This window comes from Nocardia sp. NPDC005745 (assembly GCF_040630775.1).
Taxonomy (GTDB): domain Bacteria; phylum Actinomycetota; class Actinomycetes; order Mycobacteriales; family Mycobacteriaceae; genus Nocardia.
Window position 1 is genome coordinate 67,137 of the sequence record NZ_JBEXYF010000034.1, and the last position, 19,050, is coordinate 86,186.

General features: G+C 70.4%; 12 protein-coding genes and 1 pseudogene. 9 read left to right on the plus strand and 4 right to left on the minus strand.

Annotated features, from left to right (window positions below):
- Window positions 1-59 precede the first annotated feature (59 nt).
- From ABZ420_RS28635 to ABZ420_RS28675, 9 genes are all read left to right on the plus strand, one after another.
- Window positions 60-1,169 (plus strand): Nif3-like dinuclear metal center hexameric protein, encoded by a 1,110-nt coding sequence (locus tag ABZ420_RS28635; RefSeq protein WP_357128984.1) that lies wholly within the window; start codon window positions 60-62, stop codon window positions 1,167-1,169.
- A 136-nt stretch (window positions 1,170-1,305) separates the two neighbouring features.
- Complete coding sequence (locus ABZ420_RS28640) at window positions 1,306-1,950, plus strand: hypothetical protein (protein WP_357128987.1); 645 nt, start codon at window positions 1,306-1,308, stop codon at window positions 1,948-1,950.
- A gap of 72 nt (window positions 1,951-2,022) precedes the next feature.
- A complete protein-coding gene (locus ABZ420_RS28645; protein WP_357128990.1) occupies window positions 2,023-2,760 on the plus strand; it encodes a C4-type zinc ribbon domain-containing protein in 738 nt (245 codons plus the stop codon).
- Window positions 2,761-2,791: 31 nt separating this feature from the next.
- On the plus strand, window positions 2,792-3,979 hold the full coding sequence (locus tag ABZ420_RS28650; RefSeq protein WP_357128993.1) for a bifunctional RNase H/acid phosphatase: 1,188 nt from the start codon (window positions 2,792-2,794) through the stop codon (window positions 3,977-3,979).
- A gap of 307 nt (window positions 3,980-4,286) precedes the next feature.
- Window positions 4,287-6,758 carry an FAD-dependent monooxygenase gene (locus tag ABZ420_RS28655; protein WP_357128996.1) on the plus strand — a complete coding sequence of 824 codons (2,472 nt, stop codon included), beginning with the start codon at window positions 4,287-4,289 and terminating at the stop codon, window positions 6,756-6,758.
- Window positions 6,759-6,936: 178 nt separating this feature from the next.
- Window positions 6,937-14,172: an amino acid adenylation domain-containing protein gene (locus tag ABZ420_RS28660; RefSeq protein WP_357128999.1), complete on the plus strand. Its 7,236-nt coding sequence runs from the start codon at window positions 6,937-6,939 to the stop codon at window positions 14,170-14,172.
- Window positions 14,141-14,467 (plus strand): hypothetical protein, encoded by a 327-nt coding sequence (locus ABZ420_RS28665; protein ID WP_357129002.1) that lies wholly within the window; start codon window positions 14,141-14,143, stop codon window positions 14,465-14,467. Before ABZ420_RS28660 ends, ABZ420_RS28665 begins: the two co-directional genes overlap by 32 nt.
- A gap of 88 nt (window positions 14,468-14,555) precedes the next feature.
- On the plus strand, window positions 14,556-15,131 hold the full coding sequence (locus ABZ420_RS28670; RefSeq protein WP_357129005.1) for a GNAT family N-acetyltransferase: 576 nt from the start codon (window positions 14,556-14,558) through the stop codon (window positions 15,129-15,131).
- Window positions 15,128-15,904: a hypothetical protein gene (locus ABZ420_RS28675; protein ID WP_357129008.1), complete on the plus strand. Its 777-nt coding sequence runs from the start codon at window positions 15,128-15,130 to the stop codon at window positions 15,902-15,904. The genes ABZ420_RS28670 and ABZ420_RS28675 overlap by 4 nt, the downstream gene beginning before the upstream one ends.
- Window positions 15,905-15,910: 6 nt before the next feature.
- On the opposite strand, the gene ABZ420_RS28680 is transcribed toward ABZ420_RS28675, so the two are convergent.
- From ABZ420_RS28680 to ABZ420_RS28695, 4 genes and pseudogenes are all read right to left on the minus strand, one after another.
- Window positions 15,911-16,372 carry a GNAT family N-acetyltransferase gene (locus ABZ420_RS28680; RefSeq protein ID WP_357129011.1) on the minus strand — a complete coding sequence of 154 codons (462 nt, stop codon included), beginning with the start codon at window positions 16,370-16,372 and terminating at the stop codon, window positions 15,911-15,913.
- Between the two features lie 48 nt (window positions 16,373-16,420).
- Entirely contained in the window at window positions 16,421-16,990 is a 570-nt protein-coding gene (locus ABZ420_RS28685) for an NUDIX domain-containing protein (protein ID WP_357129014.1), read from the minus strand.
- Window positions 16,991-17,123: 133 nt separating this feature from the next.
- Window positions 17,124-17,921 (minus strand): annotated as a pseudogene (locus tag ABZ420_RS28690) (alpha/beta fold hydrolase); the annotation flags it as partial.
- 39 nt (window positions 17,922-17,960) lie between these two features.
- Window positions 17,961-18,866, minus strand: a complete 906-nt coding sequence (locus tag ABZ420_RS28695; RefSeq protein ID WP_357129017.1) for an IS5 family transposase — start codon at window positions 18,864-18,866, stop codon at window positions 17,961-17,963.
- Window positions 18,867-19,050 lie beyond the last annotated feature (184 nt).

Below are 19,050 nucleotides of genomic sequence, written 5' to 3' on the forward strand. Positions count from 1 at the left end.
GGCCCGCCCGGAAAGAACCCAGTGAAGCAGTGCAGGACGGAAGCGAAGGAAGGTGGACGATGACCACGCTCGCGGATCTCATCGGGGTGCTCGACGCGGCGTACCCGCCCGCGCTGGCCGAGCCGTGGGACTCGGTCGGCCTGGTCTGCGGTGACCCGGCCGAGGAACTGACCCGGGTGCTGTTCGCGGTCGACGCCACCGCGGGGGTCGTCGACGAGGCGATCGACTGGCGCGCGCAGGCCCTGGTGGTGCACCATCCGCTGCTGCTGCGCGGCGTCGACACCGTCGCGGCGAGCACGCCGAAAGGCGCGCTGCTGCACCGGCTGATCCGCTCCGGTTGCGCGCTGTTCACCGCGCACACCAACGCCGACTCCGCCGACCCCGGCGTGTCCGACGCGCTCGCCGCGGCGCTCGGCCTCACGGTGACCGGCCCGCTGGACGCGAAACCCGAATCCGCCGTGGACCACTGGGTGATCCAGGTGCCACGCGCGCACACCGACGCGGTGCTCGCCGCGCTTTTCGCCGCCGGAGCGGGTAGGCGGGAACACGCTTGCGACTGTGCGCTGCGGGTGCCCGCGACAGGGCAGTTCCGGCCGACTCCGGAGCAAGGCTCCCTGACCGAACTCCAGCACGTCGAGGAGGACCGGGTGGAGGTGACGGCGCCGCCCGCGGCGCGTTCGGCCGTGCTCGCCGCGCTGCGCGCCGCCCATCCGAGCGCGGACCCGGCCTATCACATCAGTGAACGCGCCCAGCTGCCGTCGTCGCTCGGCATCGGCCGCGTCGGCACCCTGCCGGAACCGGAATCGTTGCGCGCCTTCACCGAACGCGTCGGCCGCGCTCTCCCGCCCACCGCGTGGGGTGTTCGTGCCGCCGGTGATCCCGACCGCACCGTCTACACCGTGGCGGTGTGCGGGGGAGCGGGTGACTCCTACCTGGGCAGGGCCGCGGGGCTCGGCGTCGATGTCTACCTCACCTCCGATCTGCGCCACCATCCGGTCGACGAGCACCTGCGCAAGGGCGGTCCCGCCGTGGTCGACGCCGCGCACTGGGCGACCGAATTCCCTTGGTGCGCGCAGGCCGAGACGGTGGTGCGAACCGGCCTGCCCGGCCTGGAGACCAGGGTGTCCACGCTGCGCACCGACCCGTGGACGGTGCGCGCGCCGGGCTGAGCGCCGCACCTCCGCGTCCGAAGCCGTTGTCGCGGCGACGAACCGGCAACCGCGTGTCGGGGCGCATCCGCGCCGGGCCGGAAAAGGTTGTGCGGTTCGGGTGAATCGAGTAGTTCGTGCGGGGTACAACTACCTCATGAACTTCCCGGTTGATTTCGGGCTCGTGCAGATCGGGCTGCTCCTGCTGCTGGTCGCCGGTGTGGCGCTGATCGTCTCCGGCCTGATCGCCGCGCGCCGGGTCGGGATGCGGCCGCTGCTCGCGCGCGGGACCGGCGGGCTCGCGCTGCTGCTGGTCGCGGCGGTGCTGCTGTGGATCGCGACCCTGCTGCAGACCTACCTCGGCCTGACCGGGGAGATCAAGGCGGCCCACGTGGTGGCCGAGCCGGTGGCGGGGCAGGAACACCAGCTCGACGTCGATCTCATCCTGTACGGCGACGACGACCATCCCGAACAGCGCGAGACCTACCGCGTCGAGGGCGACATGTGGGTGCTGCAAGCGGGCATCGTCGAGCTGGAGCCGTGGGTCAACGCCCTGGGCTTCCACTCCGGCTACCGGATCAGCCGCCTGTACGGACAGCGCCTCGACGGCGTCGCGACCCGGCAGAACCAGATCTTCCTCAACGACGGCGACAAGGACTTCTTCGCCGACATGCGCGAGGGCCGCTGGTGGACCCAGCCGTTCGTGCGCTCGGCCTACGGCAACGCGGTGATCGCGGTGCCCGGCGAGTACGACGTCTACATCTCCCGCGACGCCATCAAAACCCGCACCGTCGGCGGCTGACGCGGGTCCGCCGGTCCGGCGGGGTACGGTTGAACACCAGTCCCGTCCACCCCGTCCAGGAGTTTGCCCGCGTTGAATGTCGAACCCCCGCTCCAGGCCGAGTTGCTGCGGCTCGCCGCCGTCGACGCCGAGCTGACCCGGATCGCGCACCGCCGCACCGTGCTGCCCGAGCAGCAGGAGGTGGCGCGACTGGAAGCCGAGCGCAACGCGCACTCCGACGCCGCGGTGGCCGTGCAGATCGCGCTGGACGATCTCGACCGCGACATCCGCAAGCTGGAGGGCGAGGTCGAGGCGGTGCGCAAGCGCGAGGAGCGCGACAAGGCCATGCTCGCCGCGGGAACGGTGAACGCCAAACAGCTTTCGGAGATCCAGCACGAGCTGGGCAGCTTGGAGAGGCGCCGCTCGGTGCTGGAGGACGAACTGCTCGAGGTGATGGAGCGGCGCGAAGCCTCCGCCGCCGACTACGAGCACGCGGGCGCGCGGTTGAGCAAGACCGAGGAGGAACTCGCCGTCGCCCTGCGTCAGCGCGACGAGGCGCTCGCGGATCTGGACGTGGCGCAGACGCGCTGCGAGACCGATCGCGCGGGCTCGGTGGCGAAGCTGCCCGGCGAACTGCTCGCTATCTACGACCGGCAGCGCCGACAGCACGGTGCGGGCGCCGCGCTGCTGCAGGCTCGCCGCTGTGGCGCGTGCCGCATCGAACTCGATCGCGGCGAGATCGCGCGGATCGCCAAGACCGCACCCGACGTGGTCGTGCGCTGCCCGGAGTGCGGTGCGATCCTGGTGCGGACCAAGGAATCGGGGCTGTGAGCTCGCCGCGGCCGGTTGTCCTGGCACAGCGATGAGCTTGCCCGAGGTGATCGTCGAAGCCGACGGCGGATCGCGGGGCAATCCCGGTCCGGCCGGATACGGTGCGGTGGTCTACGACGCCGGCCGCGTCCGGGTGCTCGCCGAGCGCCGGGAGTTCCTCGGCATCGCCACCAACAACGTCGCCGAATATCGCGGATTGATCGCCGGATTGGAGGCGGCCGCGGAACTGGGCGCCGAGTCGGTGCTGGTGCGCATGGATTCCAAGCTGGTCGTCGAGCAGATGTCCGGCCGCTGGAAGATCAAGCACGCCGCTTTGATCCCGCTCGCCGATCGAGCCCGCAGGATCGCCGCCGGATTGGGCCGGGTGACCTACAGCTGGATTCCGCGCGCGCAGAACTCGCACGCCGACCGGCTGGCGAACGAGGCCATGGACGAGGGCACCGGCGTCGCGGAGGCCACCGCTCAGGCCGCGGACGCGCGGGAGGCCGCGGACCCGGCCCTCGCGGTCACCGAGCGCGATCTGCCGAGCTGGGTCGATGAAGTCAGGGACGCGAACGCCGAGCAGTCCGAATCCGCGCAGCAGGGGCCGGGGTGGACTGGTGCCACCGGGCGTCCCACCCGGTTGCTGCTGCTTCGCCACGGTCAAACCGAGTTGTCGTTGCAGCGCCGGTATTCCGGGCGCGGCAATCCGCCGCTCACCGCCTTGGGCCGGGAGCAGGCCGCGCGGGCCGCGAAAATGCTGGCCGCCAAAGGCGGTATCGCCGCGGTGATCAGTTCTCCGCTCGGCCGGGCCAGGGAGACCGCGGAGGCGGCCGCCGCCGCGCTCGGGGTCCCGGTGGAGGTCCACGACGGGTTGATCGAGACCGACTTCGGCGAGTGGGAGGGGCTGACCTTCGCGGAGGCCGCGCAGCGCGACCCCGGCCTGCACGCCCGCTGGATCGGCGATCCCACCGTCGCGGCGCCCGGCGGGGAGAGCTTCGAGGATGTTCTGGAGCGGGTGGAGGCCGTGCGGCGCGATCTGCTCGGACGCTACCCCGGCGCCAATGTGGTTGTGGTCAGCCACGTGACCCCGATCAAGACATTGCTTCGGCTGGCCCTCGATGTCGGCCCCGCGTTGCTGTACCGGTTGCATCTGGATCTGGCGTCGCTATCGATAGCGGAGTTCTATCTCGACGGCGGGTCTTCGGTGCGTCTGGTGAACGATACGTCCTACCTCTGAGGCCGCCGCCACGCCCGAATCGAGGGCGAATGTGGTGCGCGGAGGGCGAATTATGCCCCATTGCAACACATTTGCGTTTCACAATCGCGCGATGCGGTGAATCTCACTTCAACTCTGCCTTGCGCGGCGAGTAGCGGTAGGCTTCCGGTCGGTCAGGCACAGGCGTCCAGCTGCCTGGTCGGGGTCGCCGCAGTGGCCTCGATCAGTGCTGCTCGGTGGGGCGGCTTCGCGCGGGCAGTGTCGCTCGCGCCGCGTCTCGGTTACAAGCCCCTGTGCCGTCGAGTGGTTCGATGAGAGTGCAGGTTCGATGAGCAGTCCGATCAAGGTTGTCGTTCTCGGGGCGGGGATCGGAGGACTCACCACCGCGGCTGCTCTGCGGCAGGCGGGTTTCGGCGTCGAACTATATGAAGCGGGTCCCGAGCTGCGCGCTCAGGGCTTCGGACTTTCCGTGCAGGCCAACGGAATCAACGCACTGCGCACCCTCGGCCTCGGGCTCGACGAGCAACTGCTCGAACGCGGCGGCCGGGTAGAGACCTTCCGCTTCTGCAACCCCGACGGCAGCCCGATCCGGGTGCTCCCCGTGCACCGGCTCGATGCCCAACTCGGCGCTCCCGCCGTCGCGCTGCACCGTACCGACCTGCACGACGTGCTGCTGCGCGAGATCGGTGACACACCGACGTTCGTCGGGGCGCAAGCCACCCGCTTCGTCGACGACGGTGAGCACGTGCGCGTCGAGTTCGCCGACGGCCGGGTCGCCGAGGGCGATCTGCTCGTCGGCGCCGACGGCATCCACTCGGTGGTGCGGGCCCAATTGCACGGCCGCGCCGAGCCGCGCCCCGGCAATTTCGTCTGCTGGCTGGCCTGCATCCCCTTCGAGCACCCCAACGTCGCCCGCGGCCTCTCAGCGCATTTCTGGGGCACCGGAATGCGTTTCGGCATCCACGACATCGGCCACGGCCGGGTGTACTGGTGGGGCACCAAGACGTTGCCCGCCGACGAGGCCGCGAACTGGCAGGGCGGCAAGGAAGAGCTGCTGCGCCTCTACGCCGACTGGGCGCCGGAGGTGCGCGCCTGCATCGAGCAGACCGACGAGGCGGCGATCCTGGCCGTGCCCGCGCAGGACCGTCCGCCGCTGGCGCACTGGGGCCGCGGCCGGGTGACGCTGCTCGGCGACGCGGCGCACCCGATGCTGCCCAGCCTCGGCCAGGGCGCCAACGCCGCCATCGAGGACGCGGTGGTGCTGGCCGGTGTGCTGCGCAACTCCTTGGATCCGGTCGCGGGACTGCGTCGTTACGAGAAACTGCGCGCCGACCGCACCGCCATGTTCGTCAACGGCTCGGCTTCGCTGGCCAAGATCGAGCAGACCACCGACCCGCGCCTGGTGCGGGTGCGCGACACCTACTTCCGGCACGCGCCCACCGAATTCTTCCTGCGCGAACTCGGCAAGCCGATGTCCTTCCCGGCGCCGGACGGGCCGACCGCGCGGCTGCCGCGCCTTCTCTCGCCGGTCGAGCGCTGGCACTGGATCGCCGATCGGCTGGCGCCGCTGCACATCCTGTCGCGCGTGCGGATCCGGGGGCACGTCGAGGTCGAGCAGATCCGCGCGGGCCTGGACGAGGTGCAGCGCCGACATCCGCTGTTGCGGGTCGCCGTCGCCGCCGAACCCGACGGCACCGCACCGCGTTTCGTGCCGGTGCAGGCGCCGATTCCGCTGCGTGTGATCGAATCCGAGGACAGCACGAACTGGCTGGCCGAGGCCGACGAGGTGGAACTGCGCGAGCCGTTCGACTGGCGCACCGGCCCGCTGGCCAGGGCGGTGCTGATCAAGGAGACCGATGGCACCAACGAGCTGATCGTCACGCTGCACTACGCCATCGCCGACGGCGAGAGCGCGCTGTCGGTGGCGAAGCAGGTGCTCCAAGCCGCCGCCGGGGAAGCGGCCGGCTTCCCGCCCGCCCCGGTGCGGCCGAGCCCGGAGGAGCTGTTCCCGCCGCGCTTCCAGGGCGCGAGCGGTGCGCTGCGCACCGCGGGTTCGTTCCTGCGCGACCAGAAGTCGCAGCTGCGCAAGCCGCACAGGCTGGAGCCGACCACGCTGGCGCCACCCGCACAGCGGCGCAGCCGGGTGGTGCACCGCAGCCTCGACGCCGACCGGCTCGACGCGCTCACCGCGGGCTGTGCTCGCCACGGCGTCGGCCTGCAGGCGGCCCTCTCCGCCGCGCTGCTGATCGCGGCGGCAAGAGAGGCGGGCACCGAGAAGGCCACCTGGTACACCGTCGGCAGCTCGGTCAACTTCCGCGACCATCTCGACGGCGCCGCGGGCGACACCGAAGTCGGCACCTATCAGGGCATGATCGCCACCCCGGCGAAGTACGCGCCGTGGGCGTCGCTGTGGGAGATCGCCGCCGAGATCGAGCGGGAGTACGGTGCGCGGATGGATCGGCGCGACCATCTGTCCGCGTTGAACCTGCTGAAGGTGGCCGCGCCGAAGTCGGTGTCGGCCAGTGCGTCCACGGTGAAACTCATGGACACCCGCGGCCCGGGTCATCTCTGTATGACCTACCTGGGCGACTACCCCTTCCCGGACAAGATCGGCTCCTGGCAGCTGGAGGGCGCGCAGTTCGTCTCCGGCATGTCCGTCAGCGGTTTCATCATGGCCACCGCCAACGCGACGCACAACGAGCTGTCCCTCAATATCGGCTACGTCGAGCCCGCCGTATCACGCGACCGGGCCGACCGTCTCGCCGACGAAAGCGTGCGCGCGCTGCTGTCGGCCTGCTGACCGGCCGCGCATACACCGCGATAACAACAGCAGAGTCGCGGCATCGGCAGAGCCGATGCCGTGATTCGCGATATCGATAACTTGATAAGCGTGGTAGCAGCTTTGCGTGGCAGTGATCAGGGTGGGCTTGGGTAGATCTGCGCACGGCGGTGCCGCGACTGTCGCGATAGGAGTGACTGTGCCATTCGAACCGAGTGCTACTTCCGAAAGACCCCCCGAAGCCTGGCCGGTCAGCGCCTATCAGCGCGATGTGTTGTCGGTTTCCTACCGGTATGCCCCGGCGCCGGTCACCCGAAACGCCTACTGCGCGTTCATGGACGAGCCTTTCGATATGGCCCGGTTGCGCGCGGTGGTTCGCAGGGCGCTGCTCGGTGACGCCGCGCTGCGCCTGAGATTCGAGTTCTCCGAAGGCCGCTTCTGGCAGTGGGTCTGCGACGAGCTACCCGAGGTCGAGCTGGTCGATCTCAGCTGGGCATCGGATCCCGCCGCGGCGCGGCGCGACTGGGTGAACCGGGCGAACGTGACGCCCTCCCCGCCGCGCCAGCCGTTCCGGATCGCCGCGCTGGTCGACGGGCCCGACCACTTCCATCTCTACGTGGCGATGCACCACGCCATGATCGACGGCTGGGGCGTGAACGCGCTGTGGAGCGCCCTGGTGGACAACTACAGCCGCAAAGACCTGTCGCTCGAACAGCTCGCCGAGCCGGATCCGGTCACCGAGCAGACCGATCGCGGCGCGGCCACCTATCGCAAGATCGCCGCCGAGCACGAGGAGTATCTGTCCTCGGCGCAGTGGGTCGCGGATCGGGACGCGCTGGTGCGCCGCTTCGAGGGCGTGGTCCCCGCGCTCTTCTCCGGCCGTGCGAGCACCCCCGACGTCAACCGGGGACGCCGGCGCGTAGTTGTGGAACCCGCTTTCCTCGACCGCATTCGGGCCACCGGCTTCTCCGTCTTCGCGTTCACCGTTTCGGCGCTGGCCGCCTACTTGACCACCATTCACCGCTCCGAGGAGGTGGTGATCGGGGTCCCGATGCTCAACCGGCACAGCGCCGAGACCTTCCGCACCGCCGGGCACCGGACGAACGTGGTGCCCCTGCGCATTCGGGTCGACCCGGACCAGCCGCTGTCGGCGGTCGCCACCGAGGTGGCCGCGCAGATCCGGGAACTCAAGCGCTACGAGCGTTTTCCGTACGGCGACCTGGCGCGTGCGCTCAGCAGCGACCCGACGGCGCCGCCGCTGTTCGACGTGGCGTACTCCTACATCAAGATGCCGCCGTCGGATCACCTGGACAAGATCCTCGGCACCCTCGACATCGTCAATCCCGGCACGGTGCTCGAAGCGCTGAACATCCTCGGCGTCGAGCACGCCCGCGACGGTTCGCTGAACCTCCAGCTCTACTACGACAAGGACGTCTTCGACGAGAACTTCCCGTTCGAGTCGGTCGTGCGCGGCATCGGCGCGCTGCTGGTGGCGGCGCTGGACCGGCCCGGAGTGCCGATCTCGGCCTTGCCGCTGATGCCCGCGCGGGAGCAGGCCGCCATCGCCGCGTTCGAAGCGGGCCCGCGCGAGGAGTTCCCGTACACGACCATCGACCGGCTGGTCGCCGACGTGGCCGCCCGGCATCCCGAGCGGATCGCGATCGAACCGATAGCGGGCTCGGGGGAACAGCCGCTGCGTTACGCCGAATTATCCGCGCTCGCCGATGGATTCGCCGCCAGATTGCACGCGCTGGGCGCGACCGGAAATGAGTGCGTCGCCGTCGTGCTGCCCCGCTCGACCGAGATGCTCGTCGCGATCTTCGGCGTGTTGCGGGCCGGTTGCGCGTACGTGCCGCTCGACCCGGACTTCCCGGCCGCCCGCATCGGATCCGTGCTCGCCGACTGCGGGGCGCGCTTCGTGGTGGCGGGACCGCGGCATCGAGCGGTCTTCGACGAGCTGGGCGTCACCAGCATCGCGGTGGCCGACACCGTCCCGGCGCGCGGCGTCGAAAGCGTTTCGCATCCAGCAGATCTCGGGTACCTCATCTACACGTCGGGCTCCACGGGCGTGCCCAAGGGCGTGATGATCGAGCACCGGTCGGTGGTCAACCGCCTGACCTGGATGCAGCGGCGCTACCCCCTGCACGCCGCGGACGTGATCCTCCAGAAGACGCCGGCCACCTTCGACGTGTCGGTGTGGGAACTGTTCTGGTGGGCGATCACCGGCGCCCGGGTGGCCTTGCTGGAACCCGGCGGGGAGCGCGATCCGCGCCGCATCGCCGACGCGATCGCGGCGCACGACGTGACGGTGCTGCATTTCGTGCCCTCCATGCTGGCCGCGTTCGTCGACGAGCTGGCCGCCGACCCGGCGACGGTCGCGCGGATCGGCAGCGTGCGACGGGTGTTCTGCAGCGGCGAGGCGTTACCGCCCGCGCTGGTACGCCGGTTCCACGCCGTCTTCGCCGCGGCCGGCGCCACAGCGCCGCAGCTGGTGAATCTCTACGGCCCGACCGAGGCCACCGTCGACGTCTCCTATTTCGACTGCCCGGCCGACGAGTCGCCGGACGTGGTGCCGATCGGCCGTCCCATCGCCAACATCGACCTGCTCGTGCTCGACCACATCGGCCGCCGGGTGCCCGTCGGGGTGCCGGGGGAGCTGAACATCGCGGGTGTGGGCGTGGCCCGCGGTTATCGCGGCAGGCCCGAGCTGACCGCGGCGGCGTTCGTCGACGACCGCGGGGTGCCGGGCCGCCGCCGCTACCGCACCGGGGACCTGGCGCGATGGCTGCCCGACGGCAATCTCGAGTACCTGGGCCGCTTCGACGACCAGGTGAAGATCCGCGGCAACCGGATCACCCTCGGCGAAGTGCAGAACGCCATGCTCGGCTGCGCCGGGGTGCGCGCGGCGGCCGTGGTGGACGAGGTCGCAGAGGCGCACGGCGTGCAACTGGTCGGCTATTTCGTCGGCGCCGACGTCTCCGGCGAGGAGATCGCCGAGCAACTCGCGGCCCGGCTGCCCCGCTACATGGTGCCGTCCCGGTTGATCCGGGTGGAGCGGATACCGTTGACCCGCAACGGGAAACTGGACCGGCGCGCACTCGCCGAGCAACTCGTCCTCGGCCACGGCGCCGAGCAGGCGGCAGGCGGCGCGCCGCGCACCGCGGTGGAGACCCGGCTCGCGCAGGTCTGGCGCACCGTGCTGGGCGTCGAGTCGATCGGCGTGCACGACAACTTCTTCACCCACGGCGGCGATTCCATCCTCGCGCTGGCCGTGCGCACCGCCGCCGAACGCGCCGGGCTCTACTTCGACGTGGACGCCTTCTACCAGGCGCCGACCATCGCCGAGTTGGCCAGGGTCGTGCGCGACGACCGCCACGATGAGCGCGGGCGCATCACGGCCCCCTTGCAAACGGTGCCGCTGATCGACCGCGCCGCGCTGCACCAGGCCGAGGACGCGTTCCCGGCAACGGCCCTGCAACTGGGCATGCTGTATCACAGCATCGAGCGCGCCGACTCGGTCACCTACAAGGACGTGTTCCGCTATCGGCTCAAAATCCCCTGGGACGAATCGCAATTCCGGGACGCGGTGGACCGGCTGGTGCGGCGGCAACCCGCGCTGCGCTCGTCGTTCGAGCTGAGCAGGTATTCGGTTCCGCTGCAGATCGTGCACGCCGCACCGCACTACGAGCTGGAGATCGTCGACCTCGGCGACATGGGCGAGGCGGACGGCGAAGACCTGATCGAGATCTATCTCCAGGAGCGCGCCCACGCGCAGTACGACATCGCGTTCGCTCCGCTGTTCGCCATCCGGGTCTTCGTCCGCCCCGGCCCGCAGGAGCCGGTCGGCACGGTGGACCTGGTACTGAGTTTCCACCACGCCATCCTGGACGGCTGGAGTGTGGCCACGTCGGTGCTGGAATTGCTGCTGGACTACCTCAACCACATCGGCATGACCCGGACCCAGGTGGAGGCCACTGCCCATCCGGCCACCGTGCTCGCCGAGTACGCGCAGGCCGAGCAGGGCGCGGCGCACGACGCCGCGGCCCGCGAGTACTGGTCGACCGCCCTGGCTGGCGCCGAACCCACCGCGCTCACCGCGCTCGGGGTGCACCAGCCCGTGGTCGCGGGCGTGCCGCAAGCACGGGCGCTGGTGCCGCGCAGGCTGGCCGAACGGGTCTCCGCGTTCGCCGCGCGCCACCAGGTGCCGGAGAAGGCGGTCTATCTGGCCGCGCACTGCCTGGCGCTGCGGGCGCTCACCGGCCGCACGGACGTCACCACCGGTGTGGTGAGCCACGGTCGCCCGGACCGCGCGGGCGCCGAACGCGTGGCGGGGCTGTTCCTCAACACGCTGCCGATCCGGCTGGACAGCACCGCGACCACGTGGCGCGCCGCGGTGGAGCAGCTCGTGCGACGCGAACGCGAGGCCTATCCGTTCCGTCGCTACCCGCTGCGGTCGATCCTCGCCGACGGCGGGCCGGTCTTCGAGACGGCGTTCAACTTCGTCAACTATCACGTCTTCCAGCCCATGCTGGTGCTGGACGGCGTGCGCCTGCTGGACTTCGACGCCCGCGAGGAGACGAACTTCCAGCTGCTGGTGACCGCGGCGACCGACCCGCGCGACGGCCGGATGTGGTTGCGGGTCGACGGTGACCACACGCTGACCGCCGAACAGTGCGAGACCGTGGCGCTCACCCAGCTGCGCATGCTGGCGGGCATCGTCGCCGACCCCGACGCGGTGATCGACCGCGGCGCAGGCCCCGCGACCGCTCGCGACGTGGGCACGCTGGTGGCCGAGGCGGCGGCGCTCCATCCCGCCCGCGTCGCTCTGGCCGGCGACGACGAATCGGTCAGCTATGACGAGATGATCGAAAGCTCCGATCGGCTGGCCCGGCGCCTGGCCGCACTCGGCGTGGCGCCGGGCGACCGGGTCGGCATCCTGATGGGGCGTCGTCCGCAACTGGTGTTGCTCGTGCTCGCCCTGACCAGGATCGGGGCCGCGTGCGTCCCGCTGGATGTCAGCTACCCGCGGGCCAGGCTGAACCTCATGATCGACCGCGCCCGCCCGCACCGGGTGATCGCCGACGGCGCCTACCGCGACATCGTCGACGAAGCCGCCTTGGTCTTGGACAGCGCCGCGCTCTTCGACGACTCCGCGCCCGAGCCGGAAGTGGAACTGCCCGACCACGTTTCGCCCGACGCGGTGGCCTACGTGCTGTTCACCTCCGGGTCGACCGGTGAGCCCAAGGGCGTCGCGATGCCGCATCGCGGCCTGACCTCCCTGGTGGACTGGCAGAATCGCGCGGCCACCGGCATCGGTCTGCTGAGCACACTCCAGTTGGCGCCGTTGAGTTTCGATGTGTCGTTCCAGGAGATCTTCACCACCCTCGCGGCCGGGTCCACCCTGCGGGTGAGTTCGGCCGATCTGCGATCGAACGTCGAGCAATTGCTGAACACGGTCGTGGAGGAGGGCATCGAACGGCTGTTCCTGCCGTACGTGGCCTTGCAGGCGTTCGCCGAGGCCGCCGTGGGGCACCGGATGTTCCCGACCGAACTGAAGGTGCTGATCTCCTCCGGCGAACAGCTGCGCATCACCGACGAGATCCGCGCGCTGTGCAAAGTGGTTCCCGGCCTGGTGCTGGAGAACCAGTACGGTCCCACCGAATCCCACGTCGCGACCAAGTTCACCCTCACCGGTCCGGCCGACGAGTTCCCCGCGCTGCCGCCCATCGGCCGCGCTGTCGACGGTGACACCGTGGAACTGCTCGACAGCGCGCTGCGGCCGGTGCCGGACGGCGTGATCGGCGAGATCTATCTCGGCGGCCGCAGCATCGCCCGCGGCTACGAGGGCAGGCCCGCGCTCACCGCACAGCGGTTCGTCGCCACGCACGCGGGCGGAATCCGGTACCGCACCGGCGACCTCGGTGTCCGGCTGTTCTCCGGTGACATCGTCTGCCTGGGCCGCAGCGACAGTCAGGTCAAGATCCGCGGGTTCCGGGTGGAGCCCGCCGAAGTCGAGCTGTGCATCCTGAGCCTGGCGGAGAAGTTCCCCGGCATCACCGAGGCCGCCGTGGTGGCCCGCGGTTTCGGCGGTATCGACGGCTCGCTCATCGCGTTCCTGGTCGGCGCGGCCGAGCAGACCGACCTCGCCGCACTGCGGCACGACCTGCGCTCGATGCTGCCCGCGCACATGGTGCCCTCGCGGTTCGCCTGGCTCGACGAACTGCCTCGCACGCCGAGCGGCAAACGCGACGACGCGACGCTGCGCGCCTACGGTGCGGACGCCGCGGAGTCGGTGTCGGCGCGGCGAGAGCCCGCCGACGACTACGAGCGGTCGGCGGTCGAACTACTGGCCGAGTACGCGGGCCTGCGCTCGATCGGCGTGGACGACGACTTCTTCGCGGCGGGTGGCACCTCGATCGGGGCGATGCGCGTGGTGATGGCGCTGTCGCGCCGATGGGGCGTCGAGGTGCCGCTGGACGCGTTCATCGGCGCGCCCACCGCCGCGGGGCTCGCCACGCTGGTGCGCGCGGGCGACGTGCAGCGCACGTTCGACCCGCTGGTGCCGATCAGCGTGGGCGGGGTCAAGCCGCCGCTGTTCCTGGTGCACCCGATCGGCGGCAATGTGCTGTGCTACCTGGCTCTCGCGCGTCACCTGGATCCGGACCGCCCGGTGTACGGCCTGCAGGCGGCGGGCGCGGATTCGGGCAGCGCGCCGGAGAAGTCCATTCCCGCGATGGCGGAGTCGTACCTGGAGGCGGTGCGGCGAGTGCATCCGACCGGCACGTATCACTTGGCGGGCTGGTCGTTCGGCGGCTATGTCGCCTTGGAGATGGCCCGCAGGCTCCCCGAGGACGAGGTGTCCAGTGTGACGCTGCTGGACACGATGGCGCTGCGCGCGCGTACGCGAACACCGATCCCGGAGGAGAAACTCATCCGGTGGTTCTTCCTGGAACTGCTGTGGTACGCGCGCGGAAGCCAGTCGGCGCTGGTCGATTTCGAGCCCGACGTGCACAATTCCGAGGATTTGTTCGCGGCGATGCTGGCGGAATCGGTGCGCTCGGGCATCCTGCCCGCCGACAGCTCCCCGCAGGCGATCCGGCGGCTCTACGAGGTGTTCTTCGCCAACTACTCATCGATGCTGGACTACAAACTCGAGCCGTACGACCGCGACATCACGCTGCTGCGCGCGACCGAGGGACTGCCGCCGGGCGTCGACCTGGCGCACAAGACCGTCGGCAGCATGTTCGACAGCGCCGACAACGGGTGGAAACAGTACGCGGCGCGCCGGTTCACGGTGATCGACGTTCCTGGCGATCACCTGAACATGATGTCCGAGCCGAACATCGGCGAGCTCGGCCTGCGGCTGGACGAGGTGCTGTCGGCCGCCGACCCCGATCTGGACCGTGAGTGGGACGAATCCATGCTGGACGCCTGAGGTCGCTCACGCCTTCGCCGCGGCCGCTCCGAGCAGCGCGGGCGCGGGGTTCGGAGTGGTCATGGTCGGCGGCGCGCTCGCACTGCTGATGCTCGCACGACGCTCCGTGGTGTCCGCGCGCCACGCGCGGGCGGTCGTCGCGGTCAACGCGCTGTCGGCAGTGGGGATGATCGGACTGGCCGGTACGAACGTCCTCGCGCTGACCGGTCCGGGCGAGGCTTTCCTGCTCGTCGGCGCGGCAGCGGTCGCGATCTTCGCCGGACTGGAATCCGCCGGGCTGCGCAGGCTCGGGTGAGCGGGCACTCTGCGTCCTCGACGGCTCATCGGAATTCCGTTGTGCCCGACTCCGCCGACCGGGTAGAGACATGCGGATGGACGCCTCTATGCCCGTGATCAGATTGCTCGCGCCCGATGACTGGGCGGTATTCCGGCGTATCAGACTCGCGGCGCTGACCGACGCGCCGCAGTTCTTCGGTAGCACCCTCGCCGAAGCCCAGGCACGGACCGAGAGCGACTGGCGGCGCGCGCTGTCGGATCGAGCCCAGTTCGTGGCTCAGCGGGACGGCACCGAAGTGGGGACCGTCGCGGGCATGCCCGACCCGGAACGCGGCGGGGTGCACTTGATCTCGATGTGGGTGGCGCCGTCGGCGCGGGGGACCGGGGTGTCCGACCGGCTGGTGCGCGCGGTGCTCGACTGGGCGGTCGAGGGCGGGCACGACGTCGTCCACTTGGAGTTCGCCGAGCACAATGCCTTCGCCGAGCGGCTGTATCTGCGCAACGGCTTCGTGCGGACCGGGGGCAGCGGGCCGATCGTCCCGGGCGATCCGCGCCGCGAATTCGAGATGGTCTGGCGGCCGCCCACGCCCGGTTTGCCCGCCCACCCGCAGGGTATCCGGGCCGCGACGGCATCCGAGACATCCGTCCCGCACCGCGACGCCGAGCACAGGAGGCAGCCATGACCGATCGCAATTCCGCGGACAAAGGGACCGACGACGTGCGGGGCGCCGGTGGTGTGCCTGCCGAAACCGGGCAGCCGTCCGAGGGCGCGTCGGTGCGCGGCGGAGCCTCCGGAGCGGACCGGGATGCCGAGCCGGGCGCCGGACAGCGTCCCGCGAACACGTCCGGCGAGTCACGCGGTGACGTTGCGGAAGTGCGGAAGGCCGAGTCGGGTACACGTAGTGCGGCTGCTGGGGCGGGAGGCGAGACCGAGTCGATGAGTTCGGCCCAGGTTTCGGAGAATGCGTCTGCGGAGGCGGGCGGCGCTGCTGGTTCGGCGGAGAAGTCGGAGACGGCGGCCTCGGCGCGGATCTCGAAGGATGCGTCTGCGCAGGCGGGCGGTGCCGCCGACGTGGCGGGCGAGCCGGAGACGGTGACTTCGCGGTCGTCGGAGGGCCGGTCCGCGGAGGCAGGTGGCGCCGGTGCGGGAGGAAGGACCGAGTCGGTGAGTTCGGCTCAGGTCTCGGAGGATGTGCCCGCGGCAGCGGGCCCTATCGGCGCTGCGGGGAAACCGGAAACACCGATCTACGAGTCGGTTCGCCGCGCCGCCGAACGCGCCGAGCAGGTCCAGGCGGACGCCGCCACCGCCGCCGAACGCGGCGCCGCGGGAATTCCCGGACCGGTGAGCCGCCCGGGCCGCACGCTTCTGGAAATGCTTCGCGACAAGCCCATCCTCGCCGCGATCCCGGCGTCCACCCTCGCCTTCATCCTCTGGCGCGCGTTCCACCGGCGCTGACCCGGTTCACACGCGCCGTCGATAGACCTGCCGGGATCCACCCTCCGGCCCGGGAGCCGCCTCCTCCGCGGGGTGGAAGCCCAACCTCTCGTAGAAGGCGCGGGCACCGCCGACGACCCCGCCGGGGTGATCGGGCCCGAAGGTGACCACTTCCAGCGTCCCCGGGGCAGGCACGTACCGGCGAACCGCGTCCGCGATGAGCGCCCGTCCGATGCCGTGCCCGCGAGCCTGTTCCGCGACGACCAGCCAGCGCACCCGGTAGACCGGCGGGTTCGACCCGAACAGGATGCCGCCGAGCACCTCCGCCCCCGCGGACCGAGCGACGAGCGCCGTCCCGCGCCCGATGTGCCGCAGCACCGCGGCACGAAACTCGGCATCCTCGGCGGACGCCCCGAACCAGTGCTCGACCTGCCCCGCCAGTTCGAGAAAACCGGCGAGGTCGTCCTCTCGCGCAAGCCTGACAATCATCCGCGCCATCGTGACAGCATCGGTCGGCCGCGTCGACTCGAAGCGACCTCAGCTTGCGGTGGCTCGCAGAGCGGTGTCCAGTTTGGTGAGGAAACGCGCGAAGTGGGGATCGGTGTCGGGAAGGTCGAAACCGGCCACGTCCCACCAATGCTCACCGTCGAACTCACGCGGGTCGAGGGCGTGGCCGCGGGCGCGGTCACCGCGGATCACGTACCAGAGGCTGACGTCTTCGTGCGCGTCGGAGCCGACGGTGGTGGTGACGGTGAGGAACAGTGGGTCGGGCCCGACGACGTCGAACCGTGCCTCGACGCCGATCTCCTCGGCCGCTTCGCGCCGCGCCGCGTCGAGCGGATGCTCCCCGGGGTCGACGTGCCCTCCGGTCGGCAGCCACAGCCCGGCGAGGCGATGCCTGCCGAGCAGCACCGCCCGCGCCGCCGGATCGACCAGCACGGCATAGGCGACCAGGTGTCGCGGCGGCGTGGCCGGTTTGGCCCGCCGGAAGATGTCGTCGGTCGACGCGAGCCAATCCAGCGTCGTGTCGACGTGCTGTCGCTCGAGCTCGTCGAGCGGTGTGATCCGCTGCACGACATCGGCGACCGCGGCGGTGGCGGAGAGCATGGCAGGGACTGTAGTGGCAGGCACCGACAGGTTCAGCCGTCCGATACCACGGGTTCGATCCGGGTGGGGTATCGCATTCTACCGAGCGCGGCCGTTCTCGTGCGGCCCGGCGCACGGCCGGGCCGCGGACGATTCACGGGCGCAGTACCGACACCAGGAATTCGGTCTGGTCGTACACGGTCTTCTCGAAGACCTCGTCGAAATAGATATCGAAATGTCCTGCGGGATATCGCTTCACCACCGCGTGCTTGGTGCGTTCGGCGGCGCGCAGCGCCGATTTCACCGGCGCGACGGAGTCGTCGTCGCACAATGCGTACAGCACCGGCATCTTCAGAGCCTTCGCGCGTCGCCCCGGCGCGTCGAACAGTGCGGAGAATGCGACGCGGGCGGCCACTTTCGGCTCGTAGGTCTCGCTCTCGTCGGTCAGCCTGCGGAAGCCGTCCGGCACGTCCGGCGCGCTCATCAGCGCCGCCGCCCGCTTGCGCCCGGCGAGCCGGATGCGGACCGGCTTACGCCGGATCGGCCCGAGCAGCAGGTCGGCGGCCGCGATGGTGGACACCTTGATCAGGCTGATCGGCCCCTTCGCCAGCGCCGAGGACAGTCCGCTGGTGAACGGCACCTGCGCGACCACGGCAGCGATGTAGGCGTCGTCCGGCGCGACCGAGAGCACGTGCCCGCCGCCGAACGACGTGCCCCACAGCGCGATCCGGGTCGCATCGATGCCGCGCAGCGTGCGCGCGTACGCGATGGCGGCGTGCCAGTCCTCGCGTTGCCGCGCGATGCTCAGCAACTGGCGCGGCGTGCCCTGACTGGCCCCGAAATGCCGATAGTCGAATACCAGGACCGCCATCCCCGCGGCCGCGAAACGCCGCGCGTACCGATCCAGTCCCATTTCCCGATTGGCCCCCAGGCCGTGTCCCATCACCACTAGGGCCTGTGTCGAAGTGGGGGCGGGTTCGGTGGCCCGCCTTCACCCGTTTCGGAGCCATTGGTTGATTGCGGCGATGTGGATGGTGGCCAGGTAGCGGACGGCGAGCTTGTCGTACCTGGTGGCGACGGCGCGGTGTTGTTTGAGCTGGTTGATTCCCCGTTCGACCGCATTTCGGTCGCGGTAGATGTTCGGGTCGAACGCTGGTGGTCGACCGCCGGCCGCGCCGCGGTTGCGGCGATGCGTGGCTTGGTCGGCCGGAACCGGGATTGTTGCCTTGATCCCATGCCTGCGCAGCCAGTCCCGGTTACCGCGGCTGGAATACGCCTTGTCGGCCAGCACCCGATCCGGCCGCACCCGCGCCCGCCCGCCTGCGGGCTTGCCGACCTCGATCCCGTCGAGCACGGTCGTGAACTGGGGGCTGTCACCGACCTGACCAGCGGTGATCAGCATCGCCAGCACCCGGCAGCCCTGTTCACACGCCAGATGCAACTTCGTCGTCCAGCCACCTCGCGACTTGCCCAACCCGTGATCGGCAGGCTCGGGTCCACCGTCGCCGCCCGGCGGTTCGGCCTGACCGCCACCATCGCGGCGGGCACCGGCAGCATGCTGGTGGGCTCGCATGATTGTCGAGTCCACACTCACCTGCCACTCGATCGCGCCCGCCGCGTCGGCGAAGACCTGCAACAACTTCACGATCAGTAGCCACACCCCGGCCCGCTGCCAGCGCCGGAACAACCCATAGGCCGCCGACCAGGATCCGTAGTGCGCTGGCACATCGCGCCATGGGCACCCGACCCGGGTCCGCCATCGGATCCCGTCGATGAGCTGCCGTTTCGTCCACTTCGGCGGGCGGCCCGCCTTCTTGCCACGAGGCAGCAACGGCTCCAACCGCGCCCACTGGGCATCGGTCAGATCCGCCCGCCCCGCCACCGCTACGCTGGTCACGAGGTCTCCGGTCGGTCTCCGGTTTTTCTTGGTCGTTAAACCACCTACCGGAGACCTCGCCCATCTGCCAACGCGGACAACCGCTTTCAAACAAACAGTTGAGGGGTGGCACCGCAAAGCGGGCCCGCTCCGGCGACGGCGAGCATGTCGGCGGCCGACGCGGCCGCGCGGCCGCTGCCGCTGG